The organism is Nonomuraea sp. NPDC052129 (assembly GCF_040680095.1).
Lineage (GTDB): Bacteria > Actinomycetota > Actinomycetes > Streptosporangiales > Streptosporangiaceae > Nonomuraea.
Map to the genome: position 1 here is coordinate 72,461 of NZ_JBFAVX010000042.1, position 22,787 is coordinate 95,247.

15 protein-coding genes are annotated in these 22,787 nt (G+C 71.5%); 11 read left to right on the forward strand and 4 right to left on the reverse strand.

Annotation, left to right across the window (positions count from 1 at the left end):
* Nucleotides 1-171: 171 nt before the first annotated feature.
* From AB0L53_RS51710 to AB0L53_RS51730, 5 genes are read left to right on the forward strand one after another with little or no spacing between them, the layout of a single operon-like run.
* On the forward strand, nucleotides 172-1,791 hold the full coding sequence (locus AB0L53_RS51710) for an ABC transporter substrate-binding protein (protein ID WP_364011972.1): 1,620 nt from the start codon (nucleotides 172-174) through the stop codon (nucleotides 1,789-1,791).
* Nucleotides 1,788-2,747 (forward strand): ABC transporter permease, encoded by a 960-nt coding sequence (locus tag AB0L53_RS51715; RefSeq protein WP_358536786.1) that lies wholly within the window; start codon nucleotides 1,788-1,790, stop codon nucleotides 2,745-2,747. Before AB0L53_RS51710 ends, AB0L53_RS51715 begins: the two co-directional genes overlap by 4 nt.
* Nucleotides 2,744-3,595, forward strand: a complete 852-nt coding sequence (locus tag AB0L53_RS51720; protein WP_357942271.1) for an ABC transporter permease — start codon at nucleotides 2,744-2,746, stop codon at nucleotides 3,593-3,595. Before AB0L53_RS51715 ends, AB0L53_RS51720 begins: the two co-directional genes overlap by 4 nt.
* A complete protein-coding gene (locus tag AB0L53_RS51725) occupies nucleotides 3,592-5,301 on the forward strand; it encodes an ABC transporter ATP-binding protein (protein ID WP_364011977.1) in 1,710 nt (569 codons plus the stop codon). The genes AB0L53_RS51720 and AB0L53_RS51725 overlap by 4 nt, the downstream gene beginning before the upstream one ends.
* Before the next feature lie 16 nt (nucleotides 5,302-5,317).
* Nucleotides 5,318-6,073 (forward strand): hypothetical protein, encoded by a 756-nt coding sequence (locus AB0L53_RS51730; protein ID WP_364011980.1) that lies wholly within the window; start codon nucleotides 5,318-5,320, stop codon nucleotides 6,071-6,073.
* Between the two features lie 16 nt (nucleotides 6,074-6,089).
* On the opposite strand, the gene AB0L53_RS51735 is transcribed toward AB0L53_RS51730, so the two are convergent.
* Together AB0L53_RS51735 and AB0L53_RS51740 are read right to left on the reverse strand one after the other, a co-directional pair.
* A complete protein-coding gene (locus AB0L53_RS51735; RefSeq protein ID WP_364011983.1) occupies nucleotides 6,090-7,196 on the reverse strand; it encodes a serine hydrolase domain-containing protein in 1,107 nt (368 codons plus the stop codon).
* A 166-nt stretch (nucleotides 7,197-7,362) separates the two neighbouring features.
* Nucleotides 7,363-8,055 (reverse strand): helix-turn-helix domain-containing protein, encoded by a 693-nt coding sequence (locus AB0L53_RS51740; RefSeq protein WP_364011986.1) that lies wholly within the window; start codon nucleotides 8,053-8,055, stop codon nucleotides 7,363-7,365.
* Nucleotides 8,056-8,681: 626 nt separating this feature from the next.
* Here AB0L53_RS51740 and AB0L53_RS51745 point away from each other — a divergent pair.
* From AB0L53_RS51745 to AB0L53_RS51755, 3 genes are all read left to right on the forward strand, one after another.
* Nucleotides 8,682-10,718: a transposase gene (locus AB0L53_RS51745; protein ID WP_364011989.1), complete on the forward strand. Its 2,037-nt coding sequence runs from the start codon at nucleotides 8,682-8,684 to the stop codon at nucleotides 10,716-10,718.
* A 101-nt stretch (nucleotides 10,719-10,819) separates the two neighbouring features.
* Nucleotides 10,820-11,854, forward strand: coding sequence for an alpha/beta hydrolase-fold protein (locus tag AB0L53_RS51750; RefSeq protein WP_364011992.1), 1,035 nt, complete (start codon nucleotides 10,820-10,822; stop codon nucleotides 11,852-11,854).
* 88 nt (nucleotides 11,855-11,942) lie between these two features.
* On the forward strand, nucleotides 11,943-13,106 hold the full coding sequence (locus AB0L53_RS51755; RefSeq protein WP_364011995.1) for a histidine kinase: 1,164 nt from the start codon (nucleotides 11,943-11,945) through the stop codon (nucleotides 13,104-13,106).
* A 48-nt stretch (nucleotides 13,107-13,154) separates the two neighbouring features.
* On the opposite strand, the gene AB0L53_RS51760 is transcribed toward AB0L53_RS51755, so the two are convergent.
* On the reverse strand, nucleotides 13,155-16,367 hold the full coding sequence (locus tag AB0L53_RS51760; RefSeq protein WP_364011998.1) for a BTAD domain-containing putative transcriptional regulator: 3,213 nt from the start codon (nucleotides 16,365-16,367) through the stop codon (nucleotides 13,155-13,157).
* Nucleotides 16,368-16,426: 59 nt separating this feature from the next.
* Here AB0L53_RS51760 and AB0L53_RS51765 point away from each other — a divergent pair, with 59 nt between their 5' ends.
* Complete coding sequence (locus AB0L53_RS51765) at nucleotides 16,427-18,019, forward strand: MFS transporter (protein ID WP_364012001.1); 1,593 nt, start codon at nucleotides 16,427-16,429, stop codon at nucleotides 18,017-18,019.
* A gap of 72 nt (nucleotides 18,020-18,091) precedes the next feature.
* Here AB0L53_RS51765 and AB0L53_RS51770 read toward each other — a convergent pair whose 3' ends face one another.
* Nucleotides 18,092-21,028, reverse strand: coding sequence for an AAA family ATPase (locus AB0L53_RS51770; RefSeq protein WP_364012004.1), 2,937 nt, complete (start codon nucleotides 21,026-21,028; stop codon nucleotides 18,092-18,094).
* Between the two features lie 109 nt (nucleotides 21,029-21,137).
* Between AB0L53_RS51770 and AB0L53_RS51775 the strand changes: the two genes are divergently transcribed.
* Both AB0L53_RS51775 and AB0L53_RS51780 read left to right on the forward strand, forming a co-directional pair.
* Nucleotides 21,138-21,602: an SAM-dependent methyltransferase gene (locus tag AB0L53_RS51775; protein WP_364012007.1), complete on the forward strand. Its 465-nt coding sequence runs from the start codon at nucleotides 21,138-21,140 to the stop codon at nucleotides 21,600-21,602.
* Between the two features lie 14 nt (nucleotides 21,603-21,616).
* On the forward strand, nucleotides 21,617-22,786 hold the full coding sequence (locus AB0L53_RS51780; protein WP_364012010.1) for an FAD-dependent monooxygenase: 1,170 nt from the start codon (nucleotides 21,617-21,619) through the stop codon (nucleotides 22,784-22,786).
* Nucleotide 22,787: the final 1 nt, after the last annotated feature.

Below are 22,787 nucleotides of genomic sequence, written 5' to 3' on the forward strand. Positions count from 1 at the left end.
ACATCCTGCCCACGGTATTCGCAGGTCAGCCGACTACGGGTGTCCCCTCCGGCGAATTACGGTGTTTACATAACTGGCACTTGTATCTACGGAAAATGCCTATAGAGTCGCTTGAAACGCCGCCCCTGACACCCAGGACGTCTCGACCTCATATACCCCCCGGAGGTTTCTGTGCATCGCCGCTTTCTGAGTCTGATCGCTACGGCAGCAGCGCTGACGGCGCTGGCCGGCTGCGGCACCGGCACCGCGCCACCCGCCAGTGGAAAGGCCTCGGCAGCGGCGAAGAGCCTCACCATCGCCATCTCCTCCGACGAAGGCACCTTGACCCCGTTCACCAACCAGACCGGCTACCCGGGCAACAACCTGGTGAAGCTGCTCTTCGACACGCTGGTCGTCGTCCAAGGTGACGGGGTGACGCCGCTGCTGGCCAGGGAGTTGCGGACCACCGACAACAAGGTGTTCACGATGCCACTCCGCCAGGGCGTCACCTGGCACGACGGCAAACCGCTGACCGCCGAAGACGTCGCGTTCAGCGTCGACTTCTACAAGAAGCACATGGAGGGCGACTCCTCGATCGACCTACGCCCGATCGAGAACGTGACCGTGTCCGGCGACACGGTGACGATGACGCTCAAAGCGCCCGACCCCGAGTTCCCGCGGCGGATCCTGGCCGACATGGCGATCCTGCCCGAACACGTGTGGTCATCGGTGGCGAAGGTCAGCGAGGCCGGGACCGACAAGGCGATCGGCACGGGTCCGTACAAGCTGACCAAGTATGACAACGCCCGCGGCTACACCCTGACGGCCAACACCTCGTACCCCATGGGCAAGGCGAAGGCCGACACCGTGAAGATCGTGGTCATTCCGGAGGAGTCAACGCAGTTCGCGGCCCTGCGGACCGGTGAAGTGCACATGTCCACCAGGATCGTCCCGCCGCAACAGCTCTCCGCACTGGAGAAGCAGCCGAACATCGGCGTGGTGAAGGGCACCGAGTTCGCCTCTACGCTGCTGGCCTTCAACACCGGCCGGGCTCCGTTCGACAAGCCCGAGGTACGCCGCGCGCTGGCCAAGGCGATCGACGTGACCGACCTGGTCAAAACCGCGCTGCTGGGTCAGGGCACGCCCGGCAACCCCGGCTTCATCCACGCGGATTCGCCCGTCAAGCCCGATCAGCTCGCTCCCCTCTACGACGTCGAGGCGGCCAAACGGGAGCTCGACGCCCTGGGCGCCAGGCCGGGCGCCGACGGGATCCGGGTGCTCGGCGGCAAGCCGATGTCGTACGAGCTGCTGGTCCAGAGCACCTCCACCGACCGGCTGCGCAGCGCGGAGCTGATCCGGGACATGCTCAAGGCGGTGGGCGTCGCGGTGAAGGTGACCGCGCTCGACCCCGACTCCCTGGACGCCAAGGTGTGGCCCGACTACGACGTGAGCAAGGGCCGCAACTATGACATGTCGATGTGGGGCTGGTCCGCGCCCGTCATGCTGAGCAGCGGATCGATCGCCCAGCTTCTCGCCTCCGATCCGGAGGACGGCTCGCTCAACGTGGTCGGGTTCAAGAACGACAAGGTGGACGAGATCATACGGACGCTGACCTCGGCCCCCACCATGGAGGGCAGGACGGCGGCGGCCAAGCAGCTTCAGGCCCAGATCGCGGAGCAGCTGCCGTTCCTCACCCTGTACTACCGCAATGGCGCCTACGCCTTCCGCAAGGACGTCTACAGCGGCTGGATGTGGCAGAACGGCTCCGCGGCGCTCAACAAGTTCTCGCTCGTCGATTTCCAGCTCTCATGAGCTGGAGATACACGGCAGGCCGGTTCGGCGAGTACGCGGCGGTGCTCGGGGTGGCGCTCACGCTCAACTTCGCGCTGCCTCGGGCCCTGCCCGGCGGACCGCTGAAGCTGTTCGGCAGCCCTGAGGCGCTGGCCCGGCTCACCGCCGACGAACGCGCCCAGCTCGCCACCCAGTACGGCTTCGGCAAGCCCCTGCCCGAACAGTTCCTCGACTACCTCACCGGCGTCTTCACCCTCGACCTGGGCACCTCGCTGTCCGACGGCCGCCCGGTCACCGAAGCGCTCGGTGAGGCGCTCCCCTGGACGCTGCTGCTGGTCGGCACCAGCACCGTGGTGACCGCGCTGCTCGGGGTCACCCTCGGTGTGGTGGGCGCGCTGCGCAGGCGCGAAGGCAAGGGCTCTGGCCTGCTGAGCACCGCGATCGTGCTGGACTCGCTCCCCCAGTTCTGGCTGGGCATGCTGCTCATCGTCCTGTTCGGGGTGCAGCTCCAGTGGCTGCCGACCTTCGGCGTGTCGGGAATCGAGGGTGTGACCGTCCAGGGTGTGCTGCTGCACCTGATCCTGCCGGTCAGTACGCTGACGCTGACCGGCCTCGGTTACCTGTTCCTGTACACCCGCTCTTCTCTGCTGACCGTGCTGACCAGCGAACCCATCCAGCACGCGCAGGCCCGGGGCGTACCGTACGGGCGGCTCGTCCGGCGGCACGCGCTGCGTCCGGCGCTGCTTCCCGTGCACACGATTCTCATGATGGAGATCGGCTTCCTGGCCGCGGGCTCGATCGTGGTGGAGACGGTCTTCGCCTATCCCGGGCTCGGGCGGCTGACGTTCGGCGCGATCTCGGCCCGTGACTACCCGCTGATGCAGGGCGCGTTCCTGGTACTGACACTGCTGGTCGTGCTCATGAACGCGCTGGCCGACGCCACGTACCCGTTCCTCGACCCCCGGGCCCGCCGATGATGTTCCTACGCGCACCACGCCGCCGGCTACTCGGAGTCCAGGGCCTGATCGGAGCAGGGATCCTCACGGTCGTCCTCGGAGTCGCCCTGTTCGGGACGACCCTTCCCGACGACGCGGGCCGGGCCCGGGTCGCGGAGCCGTACGCCCCTCCCGGGGGCGGGCTGCTCTTGGGAACGGACGACCTGGGCAGGAACCTGCTCGACCAGCTCATCGTGGGCGCGGGCACCTCGTTGAGCCTGGCGTTCATCGTCGCCGCGGCCACCACACTGCTCGCCGCGCTGGTCGGGGGCGCCGCCGGGATCGGGCCACGTTGGCTGTCGGCCACGCTGATGCGCGGCACCGACATCATGCTGGTGCTGCCCGAGCTGATCCTCTACATCCTCGCGGCGGCCTTCCTCGGCCAGTCGTTCGGCATGCGGGTGGCGATCTTGGCGCTGATTCTCTGGCCGGTCCCCGCCCGGGTGCTGCGCGCCGCCGTACTGACGGCGTGGTCACGAGGACATCTGGAGGTGGCCCGCGCCATGGGAGCGCCGCGCTGGTGGCTCCTCCTGCGGCACGGCTCCTACCTGATCGGCCCGCTGCTCATCCCCGTTTTCGTGCGTACGGCGATGCGGGCCGTCATCTACGACGCCACCCTGTCCTTCCTCGGGCTCGGCGACCCGACGGCGCCGAGCTGGGGCACCACGCTGTACTGGGTACAGACCAACGGCGTGTTCCTGTCGGACGCGTGGCTGTGGTGGGCGCTCCCGCCCGGTGCCGCGATCTCGCTCACCGTTCTCGCCCTCGCCCTCATCGGCACCGCCGTCGAGGAGCGTCTCAACCCCGCGCTGAGAGAGGCCGCCCGATGACCCTGGCGCTGAACGAGCTCACAGTCGGCTACGGCGGCCTGACCGCGGTGGACGGGATCAACCTCGACGTCGCGGACAGCGAGATCGTGGCGCTGGTGGGCGAGAGCGGCTGCGGCAAGACCTCGCTCGTCCGCGCGCTCCTGGGGCTGCTCCCCCGCACCGCCACGGTGACCGGCTCCGCCCTGCTCGACGGCGAGCACGAGCTGACCGGCCGCGTCGACTGGCGAGGCATACGCGGCAGCCAAGTGGCGATCGTGCCACAGGGCGCGATGACCGGCCTGAGCCCCGTCCACCGGATCGAAGCACAGCTCACCGAGATGCTCACCTTGCACGGCGGCCAGGCGCAGCCCGGTGACCTGCTCGAACGCGTCGGCCTCCAGTACGGCATGCTGCGCCGCTACCCACACGAACTGTCCGGCGGGCAGAGGCAGCGGGTCGCGATCGCTCTGGCCCTGGCCGGCGAGCCCCGCCTGCTGATCGCCGACGAGCCCACCACCGGGCTGGACGCGATCACCCAGCGGCAGGTCCTCGCGCTGTTGTCCGGGCTCGGCATCAGCACGCTGATCGTCTCGCACGACCTGGCCGGGCTCATGCCGTACGCGGACCGGGCCGCGGTGATGTACGCGGGACGGCTGGCCGAGGTCCGCTCCGCCGGCACACTGTCCCGCGAGCATGCCCACCCGTACACCGCCGGCCTGCTCACCGCCACACCGGTCGCCGACCGGCAGGTGCCGTGGGGCAGCATCCCCGGCTCGGCACCCGCGCTCGACCTGCTGCCGGACGGCTGCAGGTTCGCCCCGCGCTGCCCGCTCGCCACCGACCGCTGCACCTCGGAACAACCGCGCCTTCGTCCACACGGCGAGGCGCAGGTCGCCTGCCATCACCCGGAGGAAGCGGCCTATCCGGTGGTGCCGCGGGCCGAGCATGCCCAGGGACCGCCGGTGGTGCGCGTCACCCAGGTCCGGCACGCGTACAGGACCCGTTCGAGAACGGTGGAAGCGCTGCGCGGCGTGGACCTCGACATCCACGCCGGGGAGATCGTCGGCTTGGTCGGCGAGAGCGGATCCGGCAAGAGCACCCTGGCCAGGATCATCCTCGGCCTGCTCCGCCCCTCCGAGGGCCAGGTCGAGATCTCCGGCGAAGACCTGACCGCACGACGTGGCCGGGCGCTTCGCCGTCTCCAGCGGCGGATCGGCTTCGTGCACCAGGACCCGTACGACGCGCTCCATCCCGGCATGCGTGTCGCGAGCCTCGTAGCCGAACCGCTGGTGCTGGCCGGCGGGAAAGTGGAGCAAGGCGGGAAAGTGGAGCAAAGGGTGCGGGACGCCATCACCGCTGCCGGCCTGCCCGAAACCGCCGAGTTCCTGCAGCGCTTCCCGGGCCAGCTGTCCGGCGGACAGCGGCAACGCGTTTCCATCGCGCGAGCACTCGCCGCCGACCCCATCCTCCTCATCGCCGACGAAGCCACCTCGATGCTGGACGTCTCCACCCGAGCAGGCATCGCCACCACGCTGCGCGCTCTGGCCACGGAGCGCGGCTTGGCGGTCCTGTTCGTCACCCACGACCTCGGTGAGGCGGTGCAGTCCTGTGACCGAATCGTCGTGCTGCGCAACGGCACCGTCGTCGAGGACGGCGCCTCGGAGGACGTCTCCCGCGCCCCTTCCCACCCGTACACCGTTCAGTTGCTCGAAGCGGCTCAGACATGAAAGACAAGGACGGCAAGTGACAGACGTCTTCACGCGACTGGAGTCCTTCGGCGAACGGTTCCGGCTCGAACAGGGGCTCGCGCCAGGAGAGGACTGGATCGCCTGTGACCGGCTGCTGGATCCGCGGTCGGCGGAGCTGGGCCGGATTCTCGAAGCCGAGCGCCAGGCGAGCGGCCAGGTATCCGATCACGCGACCGCGCTCACGGTCATGGCCGTGTACGCCGGCACCGTGACGGCGGCCGCGGTGCTGGCCTGGGCCGTCGAGGGCGTGGTGATCGACATGCGTCCCGGGAACGTCGCCATCCGGCTGTCTCCCCACCACGGCTTCGAGGCAGTCGGGCTGCGCGAGCCCCGTGTCGCGGAAGCCCCCGTGACCACCCTGGTGGAATGGGTCCTGGACGACCATCTTCTGCCGCTCGCGCGGGCCATGCGGGTTCGTACCCGAGCCGGACTCCGGCAGCTTCATGGCGGCGTGGCGCATGGCTGCGCGGCGGCCTTCTGCATCGCCAGCAGACGCGGCGGGGACGTCGATCAGCTGGAGAGCGCCTACAAGACCTTCTCGGCCGCGTCCACCATCGACCTCGACCGCCTGGGCAAGGTCGTCCGGCTCACGGCAGACAACCGGAAGGGACTGTTCTACCTGCGCGACACGTGCTGCCTGTACTACACCTCCATGGAGGAGACGAAGTGCTCCAGCTGCTGCCTGGACAGCGTGGACCAGCGCATCGCCAACTATCGGCGGACTCTGGTCGAGGGCGTCGTCCCGCACTAGGGAAGCGAGGGCCTGGTCAGTCCTCGCCTACCACGGTCAGGTCGTCGTCCAGCGCCGCGGCGATCGCGGCGGCGCGGGAATGATCGTCCAGTCGTCGCGTCAGGTAGGCGCAGCCGTGCCCGTGCTTGAGCGACCACCAAGCGGCCGAACCGCCGATCCCACCCTTGGCGATCTTGCCGCGGTCTCGTACGAACCCCAACGTCCAGGTGATCCTGGTGCCGAAGACCTCATCGAAGTCGGTGACCTGGGAAGCCAGGAGGTCGGCGTGCAACCCCGGCCCGAGCAGCGCGTATACGGGGCCGTCCGCGCTGGTCAGCTCGGAGAAGAACCTGGCCATGGCGGTCGCGGTGGTGTGCAGGTTGACAGCGCCGAACACCGCCTGCCGCCACGATCGTGAGTTCGCCCGCTCGACGTCCAGGGTCCCGTCGGGGATCCGCAGCCACGGCGCCGCGTGCAACTGGCTGGGCCATTCCGGGTCGGCGTACTCCAGGTCGGCGACGCGCTCCAGCGCGTCATCCGGCACCCCGAACCAGGCGTCCAGCCCCAACGCGGGCCGCACCCTCTCGTTGAACACCTCCCCTAGCGTGGTCCCGGCGCCGGCGCGCAGGATGCCGTCCACGAGATGTCCGTAGGTCAGCGCATGCTCTCCGAGCGACGTCCCGGGGACGTACTCCGGCGCCGCCCTCGCCAGGCTTTCCCGCAGCCCCGCGTCGTCCAGCAGGTCCAGGCCCGCGGCTTCGGCCGGGAACCGAGGCTGCCCCGACCGGTGCGTGAGCACCTGACGCAACGTGGTGCGCTCCTTACCGTTGACCCCGTACTCCGGCCAATACCGGGATACCGGCTCGTCCAGGACCAACGCGCCGTCACGCACCGCCACCAGGGCAGCGAGCGTCACGAACGACTTCGACAGGGAGTACGGCTGCACCAGGGTGTCGGCGCGCCATGGGCGGCCCTGAACAGCGTCGGCCCAGCCCCCGCTCAGCCGGACGACCTCGCGACCGTCCCGCCAGACCGACACTCCGGCTCCTGTCTCCCGGCCATCGCGCACCAAGTCCTGGAAGACCTCGTGCACCCTTTCGTACCCGTCCGCAACGAACCCTTCGACCGACACCGCTTCGCTCACCCCTGTACGAGTTTTCTCCCAAATATACCCACGGAGGGTATATCGAGGACAGCTAGACAGAAGAAAGCCCCCTCCACGAGGGAGGGGGCTTTCAAACCGCGGCTGTTCGGCTACGGCTGGGCGAGGCCGGAGTCAGCACGCCGGGTCGGCTCTCCAGACCACCGGATCATCCAACGGAAGAGTCGAAGCCCGTCGGGCCTACTTCGCGCTCCAAGATTCTGACGATCTTGCCGGCCTCGTCATTCTCGCCCGGGACGTAGAACGGCTTTCCGTCGCGGCCGAAAGTGATCGCCGACGGGCCGCCCTCCCAGGTGCCCAGGACGTGGGAGGCCGAGTCGAAGGTCACGAACGGCTCCAGGCCCAGCGTGCGGGCATAGTCGACCGAGCCGAAAACGAGATGCTGAGCCAGCTCGATCGGCGCCTCCTGCCAGCCCGCGTAGTCGCTGAAGAAGTACTCGCGGAACCTGCTGAGCTGCCGGCCGTCAATGACGTCCGGCCCGATCAGGTCCTTGACGCCCGTGCAGTAGACGTCGGCGAGGTAGCCGCAGACCGTCATCCGGTCCCACTTGTGCCGCCGGGCCACCAGCACGCACACCTTGCCGTCCAGCCCGTGGGCATCCGGCTTCTCGTCGATCCAGCCTCGGGCGGGGTCGACGGTCAGGCCGTTGCTCCAGCCGACGTTGATCCAGCAGCCGGCCACCTCGGGCTCCCCCGCTGCCGCGCTGCCCTCGGCCGCCACGGCCCGGACGAGCGGGGCCACCACCGACGGCGAAACCCCCAGCGTGCGGGCGATCTCCTTGGGAGAGCGGCCTTCGGCTCGCAGTTCGCGTACCCGGTCCTTCAGTTCTGCGCTGTCCACGAAGGAAGCCTAGCGACCCCCGGCGCCCCGGACGTCCGCGCAACGGCAAAGCGGAGGTGGCAGGGTATGAACCGCTGCGCATATTCGCTAGGAAAACCTGAACATCCGCCATGATCTGTCGAGGTTTCCTCTTGGTCGGCGGCGGCCGGGCCGATGATCGGTTCGCAGGGCGCGTCGTGGGTTGGCGGGGTTCTCGTCGGCTCGGTTGTCTGCGGTGTTGCTGAGTCTGCAGGCTTGCGATGCGATGGGCTGCGGCTGGTTCTGGCCTGGCGGGCGGGCAGATCGGAGTGTTGTCGTTCACTTGTTCTATCCGCCAGGGTCAACCGATGGTAATCTTTCGGTTGCCGATCGTGATGTTGTGTTCCGGGGGGCGGGGGTGCAGACAGACATGGGGGCATACCAGCTCTCCTGCGATCGGGCCGCGCCGACCGTGCGGTGCGGCCGTTGCCACGACCGCCACCCGGCCCTTGTCGCGACCGCCGCCCGGCCGGCGCCCTCGCCCGCACGTGGTCGCCGACTGTCGGGCGGTGCTCACTGGGCGGCCGATCCGAGCGCGGTGCGTCACCGTCCGCCCACCCCGCCTTCCGCCCGTCTTGCCTTCCGCCTGCCCCGAGACGGAGCGGTGCATGAGTGAACTGACCGCTACTGCCTCGTGCACCGCCTATGCGGCGGTGGTGGAGGCGAGTGGTGAGGTCGTTCCTCAGCCGCTTGTGGCGCGGCGGGTGGCCTGGCTGGCCGCTCTGGCCAGCGACCTGACCGCCCGCCTGGTGGCCGCCCGGTGGAATCCGGTTGATCTGGACGCTTTGGCGTCCGGGGTGGGGCCGGATGGGCGGGTGTTGCCGTCGAAGGGCTGGATGGCCCTGCGTCGGCTGGGCTGGGGCGTGGGTCCGCCCTCGGGCGTACATGTGTGCGATCGGGTGCTGCGGTGCGCCCAAGAGCAGGCCGCCCGTGCCTTGCGGCTGGCGCTGTACCGGCGCCGGCTGGTGGCGGCGATCGTGGCGACCTGGCCGCAGGCTACGGGTGCGCGCACCGGCGCGGAATGGGACGCGCTGCGCGCGCTGCTGCCGGACGGGGTGACGGCAGCGGACATCCGGAACCGGACCCGGCAGGTTCGCGCCTATCACGACGAGTATGGCGCGTTCCCGGCTGATCTGGTCGAGTTGGAGGAGCCGCCGGACGTTGCGGCGCAGGTGGTTTTGGCGGCGGCCGACCGGCAGTTGGTGACCTTGGAGCGTTCTGGCAGTCGTAGCGCCCGATTGCGGGTGCGGCTTCCGCTGGTCGAATTTCCCGCATCGGCCAGGGACTGGGCGTGGCATGTGCTGCCGGTCGCGTTGCCGCCGACCGTCACACCGGAGGCGACGTTGTTGACGCCCACTGCGCGAGTGAGCAAGGGTCGGGTGCGCGTTGACCTGCCGTTCCGGATCCCGATCGGTGTCGCGCCCGCCACGGGTCATACGGTCGGGTGCGGCTTCGACTGGGGCCTCAACACCCTCCTGGCTGGCACGGTAGGGGAGTTGGCCGATGGCCGAGTGATCAGTGATGGGCGGCCGTTCACCTACGACGCGAGCGGTGTGTCGGCCAAGTTGCACCGGTTGCGGGCCGAGCGTGAGCACCTGGCCGCCAAACACCGGCACCTGGAAAGGCTCCTGGCCGGCATCACCGTAGCCGATTCCCGCTACGTCGCGTTGAGGGCGGCCTGGCAGCGGATCGGGGTTGAGCATGAGCGGTTGTGCGCCCGTATCCGCAACCTGAACAAGGCGCTGGCCTGGTCGGCGGCACGCTGGGCGGTCGACCACGCCGTGAGCGCCGGGGCGACGGTCATCTACCTGGAGGACCTGGCGACCCTGGAGGCGCGCGGGCGCCGGGGGAGCGTGAACGCGCGCCTGTCGGGGCAGGTACGCGGGAAGATCGTCGAGGCGATCCGGCACCTGGCGGCCAGACACTCCATCGCGGTGGTCACCGTCCCGGCGCGCGGCACCTCCCGATACTGCCCCCGCTGCGGAGCCGGCACGTCGGTGCTCACGCATGGCCCGGCCCCCGACCGGGTCGGCGAACGGGGCTGGAGGTGGGCGTACTGCCCGGCCTGCGGCCTATCCTGTGACCGGGACTGGGCAGCGGCCGAGCGGATCCTCGCCCGCGGCCTACTCGGCCAAAACGCCACCCGCACCCACCGCTCCACCGGCGCGCGCACCATACACGCCATCGTGGAGGGCAACGTCGCCCGCGCCCGCCGCACCCGCAGGCCCACCCGTGCGGCCCGGCGCGCCCGCCGCACCCGAGCAGACCTGCACCCCCGCCCAGCGGCACGCGACAGAGCCAAGAACCGCCCCACCCCAAAACGACCCACCCGCACCCTCAACAACCCGATCAACAACCTGAACGACACCTCGGCCGTCCACTCAGCGAACAACCCGGCCGACCAAGCAATGACCTCCAGCCGTGTGCCCGACCGGCGCACGGTGCCCGCCCCACCGCCCACCAGCGGTGGACAGCGTCCGGCGGGCCATGCACCCAAGCCGGGACGGCACCAGCCGTACCGGACAGGACATGTCAGGAACTCCCACCATCGGACCGGCTTCCACCACGCCAAAGCCACCCCCGTGCTCACGCTTGCCAAGCACGGGAGCGGCCCAAAGCAGGCTACGCCTGTCCGAGTTGCCTGATCCCTTCAGGGAACTAACAGGGAATTCAAGACGCTGATCTCCAAGTGCCCATCGGGGATCGACATCTCGGCCGACTGACACCGGCCAACGAGAGGAAGCCCATGCTGCCCTGGTCCGACGAGCTGGCCGGTCGCCTCGACCACAACGTCATCGACAGCGCGCTGCTGCGCGGCAACCCCCTTGGGGATCCGCATGAGCGGCCCCTGTACGTGTACGTCCCCCCGGGGTACGACGACCAGCCCGACCGGCGTTATCCGACCATCTATGTGCTGCAGGGCTACACCGCGCATGTCGCCATGTGGTTCAACCGGACGCCGTTCCGGCGGACGTACCCGGAGCTGGCCGACGGCGTGTTCTCGGCCGGCGATGTGCCGCCCGCGATCGTCGTCTACGTCGACGCGTGGACCTCGCTGGGCGGCAGCCAGTATCTCGACTCGCCCGCGACCGGCCGCTACCACTCGTACCTGTGCAACGAGGTCGTGCCGTGGGTGGACGCCCACTACCGCACGCTGGCCGGCCGCGACCACCGTGCGGTCACCGGCAAGTCCAGCGGGGGCGGCGGGGCGATGGTCACCGCCATGCTGCGGCCGGACGTGTTCGGGGCGCTGGCCACTCATGCGGGCGACTCGCTGTTCGAGGTCAGTTTCCGGTTCGGGCTGCCGGTCGTCGCGCGGCGGCTACGCGACATGTACGGCGGTTCGTACGACAAGTTCCTGTCCGACTTCCGGAGCAGGATCGCCGGGACCAGGGACGGCGACCTCGAACTGCTGGAGATGTACGCCTACGCGGCGGCGTACTCGGCCGACGAGGACGGCACGGTCCGCCTGCCATTCGACGACACGGGCGCCGTCATACCCGAGGTATGGGAGCGCTGGCTGGCTCGCGACCCGGTGCTCATGGCGGCGCGGCCCGAGTACGCCGAGGCGCTGCGGTCGATGCGGGCGATCTGGGTGGATGCGGGCAACAAGGACGAGTACTTCCTGGACTTCGGCGCCACCGCGTTCCGGCGGGCGCTGGAGGTGGCGGGGGTGCCCGATGAGCGGATCTACTTCGAGCTCTTCGACGCCGGGCACGGCGCCATCGAGTATCGCTACCCGCTCGCCCTGGCCTGGCTGAGCCGCCGCCTCTCGCCCTGAGGCCCACGCCTTTCGTCTGAGGTCCCGCCTCGCGCCTTGAGGTCGGCGACAGCGTCAGGCCGGACGGGGTCCCGTTAGGCTGGCGGGCGTGTCTCGACTGGCGGCCTCTTTCCGGCTGATGGCGATGGCGGCGCCGTGGAGTCGGCGGGCGGATGTCGTGCTGGCGGGGACGCTGGCCGGGTTGTCGTTCGTGCCCGGGATCGCTCATCAGGGCGTCGATCTGGCGGACCTGCCGGACCTGCCGCTGGACGCGGTGGGAGTGCTGCTGATTCTGGCGCAGAGCCTGCCGTTGGTCATGCGGCGGCGGTGGCCCGCCGGGTGTCTGGCGGTGGTCGGCGGGGCGTTCATGGCGTTTCAGCTGCTGCGCTATCCCACGGCGTTCGCGGCGCTCGGGCTGATCGTCGCGTTGTACAGCGTGGGCGCCCACCTGCGGCGTCGGTCGTTCACCGTGGCCGTGGTCGCGGTGGTGGCGTATGTGGGGCTCGCTGTCGCCCTGCACGAGTTGGGGTCGCCGGAACGTCCGCTGGACTACACGACCTTCCTGCTGTTCCTGGTGGCGTGCTGGGCCACTGGTGTCGTCGTACGGGAGCGGAGCGCCGCAGAGGCGGAGCGGGTACGGCTGACCGAGGCGGCGGTCGTCGCGGCGGAGCGCGCCCGGATCGCGCGGGAGCTGCACGACGTGGTCACCCACCACGTGACGGCGATGGTGGTGCAGGCCGACGCGGCGCAGTTCCTGGCCGGGCAGCCCGAGCGGGTCACGACCGGCCTGGAGGCGATCAGCGAGACCGGCCGCCATGCGCTGACCGACCTGCGCTACCTGCTCGGCGCGCTGGACGGTACGCCGGACGCGGACGGCGAAGGCCGCGAGCCGTCGGTGAGCCGGCTGCCCGATCTGGTGGCGCGGACCCGGGGCGCCGGGCAGCCGGTGGAACTGGTCGAGGACGGACAGCCGGGTGCCATGGAGAAGGCCGCGGAGGTGGCCGCCTACCGGGTCGTCCAGGAGGCGCTCACCAACGCGGTGAAGCACGCCGCGGGCGAGCGCACGCTGGTCTATGTGCGCCATGGCAAGGAGTGGATGGACGTGGAGATCACCACGGACGGACCCAGCCGCCCCGGACTGGGCCGTGGTAGCGGGCGGGGGCTGGTCGGGTTACGGGAGCGCGTCAGTGTGGTCGGTGGTGAGCTGAGCGCCGGGGTACGGTCCGGCGGCGGGTTCACGGTTCGGGCCCGGATCCCGATGGGCGTGCGCTGAGCGCGATCCGGGCGCTGGGCTTGATGGCTTCGCAGGCTCTTGATGGCCTTACGGGCTTAGGTCGGCCGCGTCCTCGAGTTTCAGCCTGCCGCCCTGCTCGTACGCGATGCCGAACGCCGCCTCCCCCAACGCCTCCACGACCACCTCGGTGGCCCGCGTGATCTCGGCCGCCTCCGACGGAGCGGCGGGCGTCTGGTTGTGCTCGCGGACGGCCGCCGCCAGCCCCAGCAACCGGGCGGCCCGTTCGTGGGCGCCCCCGGCGGCCACGGCGGAGGCCAGGCCCTCCACGGCCCATGTCGCCGAGCGCGGGTCGCCGATGCGTTGCGCCGCCGTGAGCGCCTCCAGGTGCAGGTCCCTGGCGGTCGAGACGTCGCCGCGCCGCTCGATGAGGAAGCCGAGCTCGACGAGTGTGTCCGGCAGGTGCAGGGCGGGCTCGACGCCGGGACCCCTGGCGATCCCTTCGAGCAGGTGGTTCAGGTGCTGCTCCGCCAGGTCGAGGTGGCCGGCCCGGCGCTCGGCATAAGCGAGCCCCATCTCGGCCATGATCGTGGTCTCTCGATGGCCCTGCCCGGAGGCGATGTGCAGGGCCCGCCCGCACAGCTCCATGGCCCGCTCGAACTCGCCCGCCCCCAGTTCCATCCAGCCCAGCCACGCGGTGCGCCCGGCCACCTCCGGCCAGAGCCCGAGGTCCTCCGCCATCCGCAGCCCGTCGGCGAACAGCCGCCTGGCCCGCTCCGCGTCGCCTCCCATCTCGGCCAGCCCGCCCAGCCACTCCGTGGCCTGGAGCACTCCCCACCGGTCGCCGAGCTGCCGGAACAGCCGCGCACTCTCCTCACCGTCGCGTTCGAGGGCCACGAAGTCCCGTCGAGTGAAGGCGTCCCGCGCCCGGCAGCTCAGGGCCGCGGCGATCCCCCACTCATCGCCCATGGCCCGGAACGTCGCCAGCGCGCTCGTCACCAATTCCTGCCCGGTCACCATGTCGAGCGCCGACGAGCCGATAAACCACTCGGCCCTGGCCCGTACGCCCGGATCCTCCACCCGATCCACGGCGGACCGCCAGTCGACGTCCTCCCCGAGCATGACGGCGAACCCGGCCCGCCACGCCCCCGCCCTAGCCCGAGGCGAGCTCGACACACCGAAGTCCTGAACAGCGTCCCCGATGGCCAGGGCCGACTCCAGGGACCGGCGCCCCTCGGCCAGCCGGCCGCGCAGCACCCAATACCAGGCCAGCGCGTTCACCAGCGTCAGCGCACCGGCCGCGTCCCCCGCCGCCGCGGCCGCGTCGAGCGCCGCCCGCATGTTCGCGGCCTCCGCGTCCAGCCGCAGCAGCCACTCCCGCTGGGCGTGCCCGTAGAGATACGGCTCAGCCTGTACGGCCAGCGCCGTGTAATAGGCCGAGTGCGCCTGTCGTACCCGATCCAGCTCACCCGCCTCGGCCAGCCGCTCCAGGCAGTATTCGGCCACCGACTCCAGCAGCCGGTACCGCATGCCCCCCGTACCGTCGGCCACGACCACCAGCGAGCGGTCGACCAGCCGCGCGAGCAGGTCGAGCACGTCGAGCCCGTCCTCCGCGCAGGTCTCCTCCGCGGCCTCCAGCGTGCAGCCGTCGGCGTGGACGGCCAGGCGGCGCAGGACGACGCGTTCGGGCTCCGTGAGCAGCTGCCAGCTCCAGTCGATCACCGCCATCAGCGTCTGCTGACGCGGCGGCGCGCCGCGCTGCCCGGAGGCGAGCAGCCGGAACCGGTCGTCGAGCCTGGCCACCACCCCGTGCACGCCGAGCGCGCGTACCCGCGTCGCGGCCAGCTCCAGAGCCAGCGGGATCCCGTCGAGCCGCCGGCAGAGCTGCGCGACCGCCCCTGCGTTGCCCTCGTCGAGGGTGAAGCCGCGAGCGGAGGCGGCGGCCCGCGCCACGAACAGCTGGGCCGCCTCGGACCGCGCCACCTCATCGGGGTCGGCGCCGGCCGGTACGTTCAACGGCGGCACGCTCCACAGCACCTCACCGGCCACCGCCAGCGGTTCCCGGCTGGTGGCCAGCACGCGCAGCCCGGGAGCGGCCCGCAGCAACCGGCCGGCCAGCTCGGCGACCCGCTCGATCACGTGCTCGCAGTTGTCGAGGACGAGTAGAAGCTGCCGGGAGCGGAGCGCGTCGGCCAGCCGGTCGTCCAGGGGCGTCCCGTCGGACTCCTCCCGGATGTCCAGCGCCGCCGCGACAGTCTCCGCCACCGCCCGGATGTCGAGCTCCGCCGCCTCCGCCCGCCCGTCGGGGTCCGGTGAGCGCGTCCCCCGGTCGAGGGGGGCCAGCTCGACCAGCCACGCGCCGTCCGCGTACGCGTCGGCGAGCCGGGTGGCGGTCTCCAGCGCCAGCCGGGTCTTGCCGACGCCGCCGCTGCCGGTCAGGGTGACGAGCCGGTTGCTCTCCAGCAGGGTACGGACCTCCGCCAGCGCGCCGTCCCGGCCGATCAGGTCGCTGAGCGAAGCGGGCAGGTTCGTGACGGGCCGGTCGGCCGGGCTGCTCAGCGCCGGGTCCTGGCCCAGTATGGCCTGATGCAGCGCGGCCAGCTCGGGCCCGGGGTCGAGGCCGAGCTCCTCGGCCAGCCGCTCGCGCAGGTCGGCGTAGCTGGCCAGCGCCTCGCTCTGCCGTCCCGCGCGGTACAGGGCCCGCATGTGTACGGCCCGCAGCCGCTCCCTCAGCGGATTGCGGGCCACCAGGTCACCGAGCTCGCCCACGAGCAGGCCGTGCTCGCCCAGCTCCAGCCGCGCCTCGGCCTGCTGTTCCAGGGCGGACAGCCGCTGCTCCTCCAGCCGGAGGATCGCGGACCTGGTGTACTCCTCGTCGGCGAAGTCGGCGAACGCCGGGCCGCGCCACAGCGCCAGCGCGTCGGACAGCAGCTCCGCCCTGGTCCGCGGGCTCTCGGCCGTCTCGGCGCGGGCCAGCAGGTCGGCGAACCGCGCGGCGTCGACCGTACCCTCGGCGGCCTTGATCAGGTAGCCGGGCGCGCGCGAGACGATCAGGTTCTTGCCACCCGGCTCGGCCTCCTCCAGCGCGCGCCGCAGCTGCGAGACCCGCACCTGGAGCGCGCCCGCGGACTTGGCCGGCGGTTCGCCCGCCCACAGGTCGTCCACGAGCCGGTCGGTCGACACCGGCCGGCCCTCGTCCACCAGCAGGTCGGCGAGTAGCGCGCGGACCTTCAGCCCGGGGATCGTGACGGGCTCCCCCTGGTCGGTCCATACGGCCAGCGGCCCGAGCACCCCAAAGCGCATAAGGGCCACCTTAAGCGGACGAGAAGTGGATCTGAAGGCCGCTCCAGCACCGTGAAGGCATGGGAAACACGATCAACAACCTCGCCGGACGACGGGAATGGCTCGGGCTGGGCGTCCTGGCCTCGGTGGCCCTGCTTCTCTCCCTTGACGGGAGCGTCCTCTACCTGGCGCTGCCGCGGCTGAGCGCCGGTCTGGGCGCGAGCGCGCCGCAGCAGCTGTGGATCCTGGACATCTATTCGTTCATGCTGGCCGGGTTCCTGGTCACGATGGGAACACTGGGCGACAGGATCGGCCGCCGCCGGCTCCTGATGATCGGCGCCGCCTGCTTCGGTGCCGCGTCCGTGCTGGCCGCCTTCTCGGTCAGCGCCGAGATGCTCATCGCCACCCGAGCCCTGCTGGGCGTCGCGGGGGCCACCCTGATGCCGTCGTCGATGGCGTTGCTGCGCAACATGTTCCGGGATCCGAAGCAGATGGGCGCCGCGATCGGGATCTGGTTCAGCTGCTTCATGGTCGGCATGGCGCTCGGCCCGCTGGTGGGTGGCCTGCTGCTGGAGCACTTCTGGTGGGGTTCGGCGTTCCTGCTCGGTGTGCCGTTCATGGTGCTGCTGCTGGCCACCGGGCGGGCGCTGCTGCCCGAGTATCGCGACCCGGCCGCCGGACGGCTCGACCCGGCCAGCGTCGCGCTGTCGCTGACCGCCATCCTGCCGCTCATCTACGGGCTCAAGGACGTCGCCAGGAACGGCGTCAACCCGCTGGCCGTCGCCACGGTCGTGATCGGTGTGGGCGTCGGCGTGGTGTTCGTCCGCCGCCAGCGCCGTCTGGCCAGCCCGCTGCTCGACCTGCGCCTGTTCGGCAACCGCGCGTTCGCCGCCACCCTCGGGATCATGCTGCTCGGCGGCGTGGTCATGGCGGGCACCACGCTGATGTCCACGACGTACCTGCAGACGGTCGCCGGGTTGTCGCCCCTGAGCGCCGGGCTGTGGCTGGTGCCGCAGAACATCGTGATGATCGCCGCTCTGACGCTCGCCCCGGTCCTCGCCCGCCGGTTCGGGACGGCGTACGCGATGGCGGGCGGGCTGGTGGTCGGCGCCGTGGGGCTGTTCGTGCACACCCAGGTGCCCAGCGTCGGTGGTACGTGGCTGGTCGTGGCCGGTCTGATCCTCGCCTCCGCCGGGATCGCGGTGCCGATGGGCGCGGGCAACGGCCTGATCATGACGGCCGCCCCGGTGGAGAAGGCCGGATCGGCGGCGGCGCTCGGCGAGACCTCCGGCGAGTTCGGGGTGGCCGTGGGCGTGGCCGTGCTGGGCAGCCTCGGCACCGCCGTCTACCGTGGCCGGCTGCCGGACACGCTGCCGGTGGAGGGTGCCCGTGACAGCATCACCGCGGCGGTGACGGTCGCCAAGGATCTGCCCGGCGTACTGGAGGTCGCCAGGGACGCCTTCACCACCGGGCTGAACGCGGTCGCGGCGGTCGGTGTGGTGGTCTTCCTCGTCCTCGCCGCCGTCACGATCGCCGTGCTCCGCCACCACGACCGCGCCGCGCAGGCGCACGACGCGCCGGCGGACGGGGCCACGGCGGACGGGGCCACGGCGGACGGGGCTTCGTCGGACAGGGCTTCGTCGGACGGGCCTGAGGTGCTGACCGCCGCATGATGCCCTCATCCCATGAGACACCGGATCGGCTGGATCAGCCGGTCCGGTGTTCTGGTGTCTCCGGTGCTGCGGTCAGGCGGGCCAGCCCAGGTCGATTCCCGCCAGGTCCGTGCGCGAGGAGACGCCCAGCTTCGGGTACGCCTTGTACAGGTGGAACCCCACCGTCCGCGGGCTGAGGAAGAGCTGGGCGGCGATCTGCCGGTTCGTGGCGCCCGTCGCGGCGAGCCGGACGACCTGCAGTTCCTGAGGGGTCAGCGTGTCGAGCGGTCTGGCTTGGCCGCCGGGCTCCGGCAGGTCGGCGCGGGCGCCGGTGGCGGCCAGTTCCGTACGGGCGCGTTCGGCCCAGGGGGTCGCGCCCAGTGCGGCGAACCGGTCCATCGCGGCACGCAGCCGCACTCCGGCATCGGACCGCCGGCGGCCCCGCCGCAGCCACTCGCCGTACAGCAACTCGGTCCTGGCCCGCTCGAACGGCCGCCCGCCCTGGGCGTGCCGCTGGAGCGCGGCGGTGTAGTGCACCTCGGCCTCGCCGGGTGGGGCGAGCAGAGCCCGGCAGCGGTACGCGACGGCGTCGGCCCACGGCTGGCCGCTGGCCGCCGCCCAGGCGTCGAACCGGGCGAACGCCTCAGTGGCCAGTGACGGCTCGCCCAGGCGGGCGCAGGCCTCGACGTAGTCGGCTATGGCGAAGGTGACGATCACGGTGTGGCCCAGCGGTCCGTCGAGGACCCGCGCCATCCGCTCGGCCACCGCTTCGTGCCGAGCGCGTACGAGGTCGAGCAGGGTCAGCGCGCAGCCGCCCCAGCCGGATCCGTTGCGTTCCTGGGCGGCGCCCTCGGCCTGCTGGGCGAGCCGTACGCACCTCTCGTCGTCGCCTTCTATGGCGGCGAGGCGGGCCAGGATGCCGTGCAGGTGGCGCAGCCGCCCGGCCTGCCCGGTGTCATGCGCGATCTGCCACGCCTCGGCGCCTGAGGCCGCCGCCTCCGCGTGCCGGCCGTGGAGGATCTGCGCCTGGGAGAGGAGTTGGAGGGCGTGCGGCAGAGCGCCGATCAGGCCCTGTTCGCGGCAGGTGTCCACCTGCGCGGCCGCCATCTCACAGGCGGCGTCGTCGTCGCCGGTCATCAGGGCGCTGAACACGGCGTACGTCCCGATGACCCGGCCGGCGGCGGCGGGTGTGGGAAGGCTCGCGTGCGGCGGCGGGACGGCGGTGCTTGTACCGAGGGTCGCGGTGCTTGTGGGGAGGACCGCGCGTAACGGCACGATGGCGGCGCGCAGGAGTGGGAGTCCGGCGGCCGGGTCTCCCGCGGCCACCCGCTCCATGCCGCGTACCGCTCCGGCCACCGTCGCGAGGGAGTCGTCGATCCCCGGGCCGAGAGCGGCCAGGAGCTCCGTGATCTGCCCGAGCGCGGCACGGTCGCCCGCGAACCAGGCCTCACCCGCGGCGGTCGCGAGGAGGGAGGCCGCGTCGTCCGGCGCGTTCCCGGCGATGCCCGCCGCGGCCTCGATCAGAGTGTGCGCGGCCGGCGTCGGTCCGCCGTGTTCGGCGTCGACCGCGGCCCGTACGGCGGCCAGCCGGGCCAGCACCGCGGGATCCCCGGTCAGGCGCCGTCCCCGATCGGCGGCGGCGCCCGCGCGGGCCAGCTGCCCGGTGCCGATCGCCGCCTCGGCGGCCGCGGCCAGCCACTGAGCCCGCAGCCGCCGGTCGACGGTCAGCTGCGCGGCCCGCTCGTACGCGGTGGCGGCCGAGGCGTGGCTGCCGCGTTGCCGGGCACGGTCCCCGGTCGCGGCCAGTACGGCCGACGTCTCCTCGTCCGGCCCGACCGCGGCGGCGGACAGGTGCCAGGCGCGGCGGTCGGCCTGCTCGTCGCCGTCGAGGACCCGCGCCAGCGCGTGATGGGCGGCCACCCGATGGGCGAGCGGCGCCTCGCGATACGCGGCGGTCTTGACCAGCGGGTGGCGGAATCGCAGCCGATCCTCCGAGACCCGCACCAGCTGACGGCGCTCGGCCGGTTCCAGATCGGCCAACCCGGCCCCGAAGCCCACCGCCGTCCCCGCCCCGAGGCCCTCCGCCGTCCGAGCTCCAAAGCCCTCCGCCGCCCCGGCCCCAACGCCATCCGCCATCCGGGTCCCGAACCCCTCCGCCGCCCCGAAGCTCTGCGCCGCCCGCAGGACGAGGTCCAGGTCGCCGGAGTCCTCGGCCGCAGCGATCAGGAGCAGCCGCTGGGTGCGTTCGGGGAGCAGCCGGATCGCGGCGCGCAGCGACTGTTCGAGGCGGCCGGCCAGGGAGAGCCGGGGTGGTTGCAGGGGCAGCGGGCTCAGCCGGCCGGCCCGCTGCTCGGGAGTGAGGGTCCCGGCGAACTCCAGCAGCGCCAAGGGATTCCCCTCGGCCTCCTCGATCACCCGGTCCCGAGCCTCGGGCACCAGATCGGCCGCCACCTCGGCCAGCAGCGCCTCGCAGTCGGGCCGGGCGAGACCGGCGAGCCGCAGCTCGGGTACGCCGTCGACGGGCCGCTCCGTACCGTCGTCGCGAGCGGCCAGGATCATGGTGATCCGCTCGGCGCCCAGCCGGCGGGCCGCGAACACCAGCGCGTCCACCGAGGCACGGTCCAGCCACTGCACGTCGTCCACGAGACACAGCAGGGGGCGTTCGCCGGCGAGGTCGGCGAGCAGGGTCAGCACCGCGAGGCCGACCAGGAACCGGTCCTGGGCCCCGCCCTCGCTCTGGCCGAACGCGCCGCGCAAGGCGTCCCGCTGGGCGGCCGGGAGCTCCGTGATGAGCTGCCGGGCCGGCCCCAGCAGCATGTGCAGGGCGGCGAAGGGCAGCTCGGCCTCGGCCTCGACGCCGGTGACGCGGAGCACCAGCGGGTCCCCGCCGGCTGTCCGGGCGACCTCCGCCAGCAGCGCCGATTTGCCGATCCCGGCCTGGCCGTACACCACGATGGCGTTGCCCTGGCCGGCCCCGGACTCGGCGATCATCCTCCGCAGGAGGGCGATCTCCGCATGTCGGCCGATCATGCTGCCCGACCCTACCTAACCGGTGACCGAATCCCGTGAGCCGCCCTCCCAGGTACCGGTCACCGTGACGGATTCGGCCGGGGCGGCGCGGCCCTTACGGTCCTGAGCTATGGAACATGTGAGCCTGCAGCCGGTGGGGACCGTCGTCGGCGGGCGTACCGAGGCGTTCGACGACGACTGGAACACCGAGGAGGCCGTGATCCGGCTCGACGGGAGCCGCTTCGCGCCGGACTCCCTGGCCGGTTTGGAGGCGTTCTCGCACCTGGAGGTGGTGTTCCAGTTCCACCTCGTGGACCCCGCTTCGGTGAACACCTCGGCCCGCCGTCCCAGAGGCAACCCGGACTGGCCGCTGGTGGGCATCTTCGCCCAGCGCGGCAAGAACCGCCCGAACCGGCTGGGCGTCTCCCGCTGTCGCCTGCTCGGCGTCGACGGCCTCGACGTACGCGTACGCGGTCTGGACGCCATCGACGGCAGCCCGGTCCTCGATCTCAAGCCCTATATGGCGGAGTTCGGCCCGCAGGGCGAGGTCGTACAGCCGGCCTGGGCGACCGAACTGATGCGTCACTACTACTGAGGGGACTCCACAACATGAATGCCAAGCTTCCGGCCAGTACGGATGTCCTGATCGTCGGCGCGGGCCCGGCCGGTCTCTCCTTGGCCACGGCGCTGGCCGGGCAGGGGGTGGACGCCGTACTCGTGGACAAGGCGCCGGAAGGCGCGAACACCTCGCGGGCGGCGGTCGTGCACGCCCGCACCCTGGAGGTGCTGCGCGCGATAGACGTGAGCGACGAACTGGTGGCCGCCGGTGTCACCGTGCCCCGCTTCACCGTCCGCGACCGTGACCGGGTCCTGCTGACGGTGGGCTTCGACAAGCTGCCGACCGACTTCCCGTACACCCTGCTGGTCCCCCAGAACATCACCGAGCAGGTACTGCTGAACCGGCTGCTCAGCCAGGGCGGCACGGTCCATCGCCCGCACGAGATCTCGATCGTCGAGCAGCAGCCCGCAGGCGTCACCGCCAAGACCTCCGACGGCGGGCTGATCCGCGCCTCGTACGTCGTCGGCACCGACGGCATGCACAGCACGATCCGCGAGCAGAGCGGGATCTCCTTCACGGGCGACACCTATGCCCAGTCGTTCATCCTGGCCGACGTCCATCTCGACTGGACGGGACCGGCCGACGAGGTGGCGCTGTACTTCGCCCCGGAGGGGGTGACCGTGGTCGCCCCGCTGCCGGGCGGCCGCCACCGGATCGTCGCGACGGTCGACGAGGCTCCCGAGCACCCCACTGTCGCCGACATCCAGGCGCTGCTCGACACCCGCGGTCCCCACGCTCACCGGTCCACGGTCACCGGTCTGGTCTGGAGCTCCCGCTTCCGGGTCCACCACCGGCTGGCCGACCACTACCGGGCGGGCCGGCTCTTCCTGGCCGGAGACGCCGCCCACGTCCACAGCCCGGCCGGCGGCCAGGGCATGAACACCGGCATCCAGGACGCGCTCAACCTGGCCGGGAAGCTCACCGCGGTGCTGCGCGAGGGCGCTCCGGAGACGGTCCTGGACGAGTACGAAGCGGAGCGTCGCCCGGTCGCCGAGGAAGTGGTCGCGTTCACCCACAAGATGACGAAGATCGCGACCGTGGGCAACTCCCCGCTACGGGTCCTGCGCAACACGGCGCTGCGCGCCCTGGACTGGATCCCGGCGGTCCACCACACGATGGCGATGAACCTGTCCGAGCTGGCCACGGCCGACAGGCACTGAG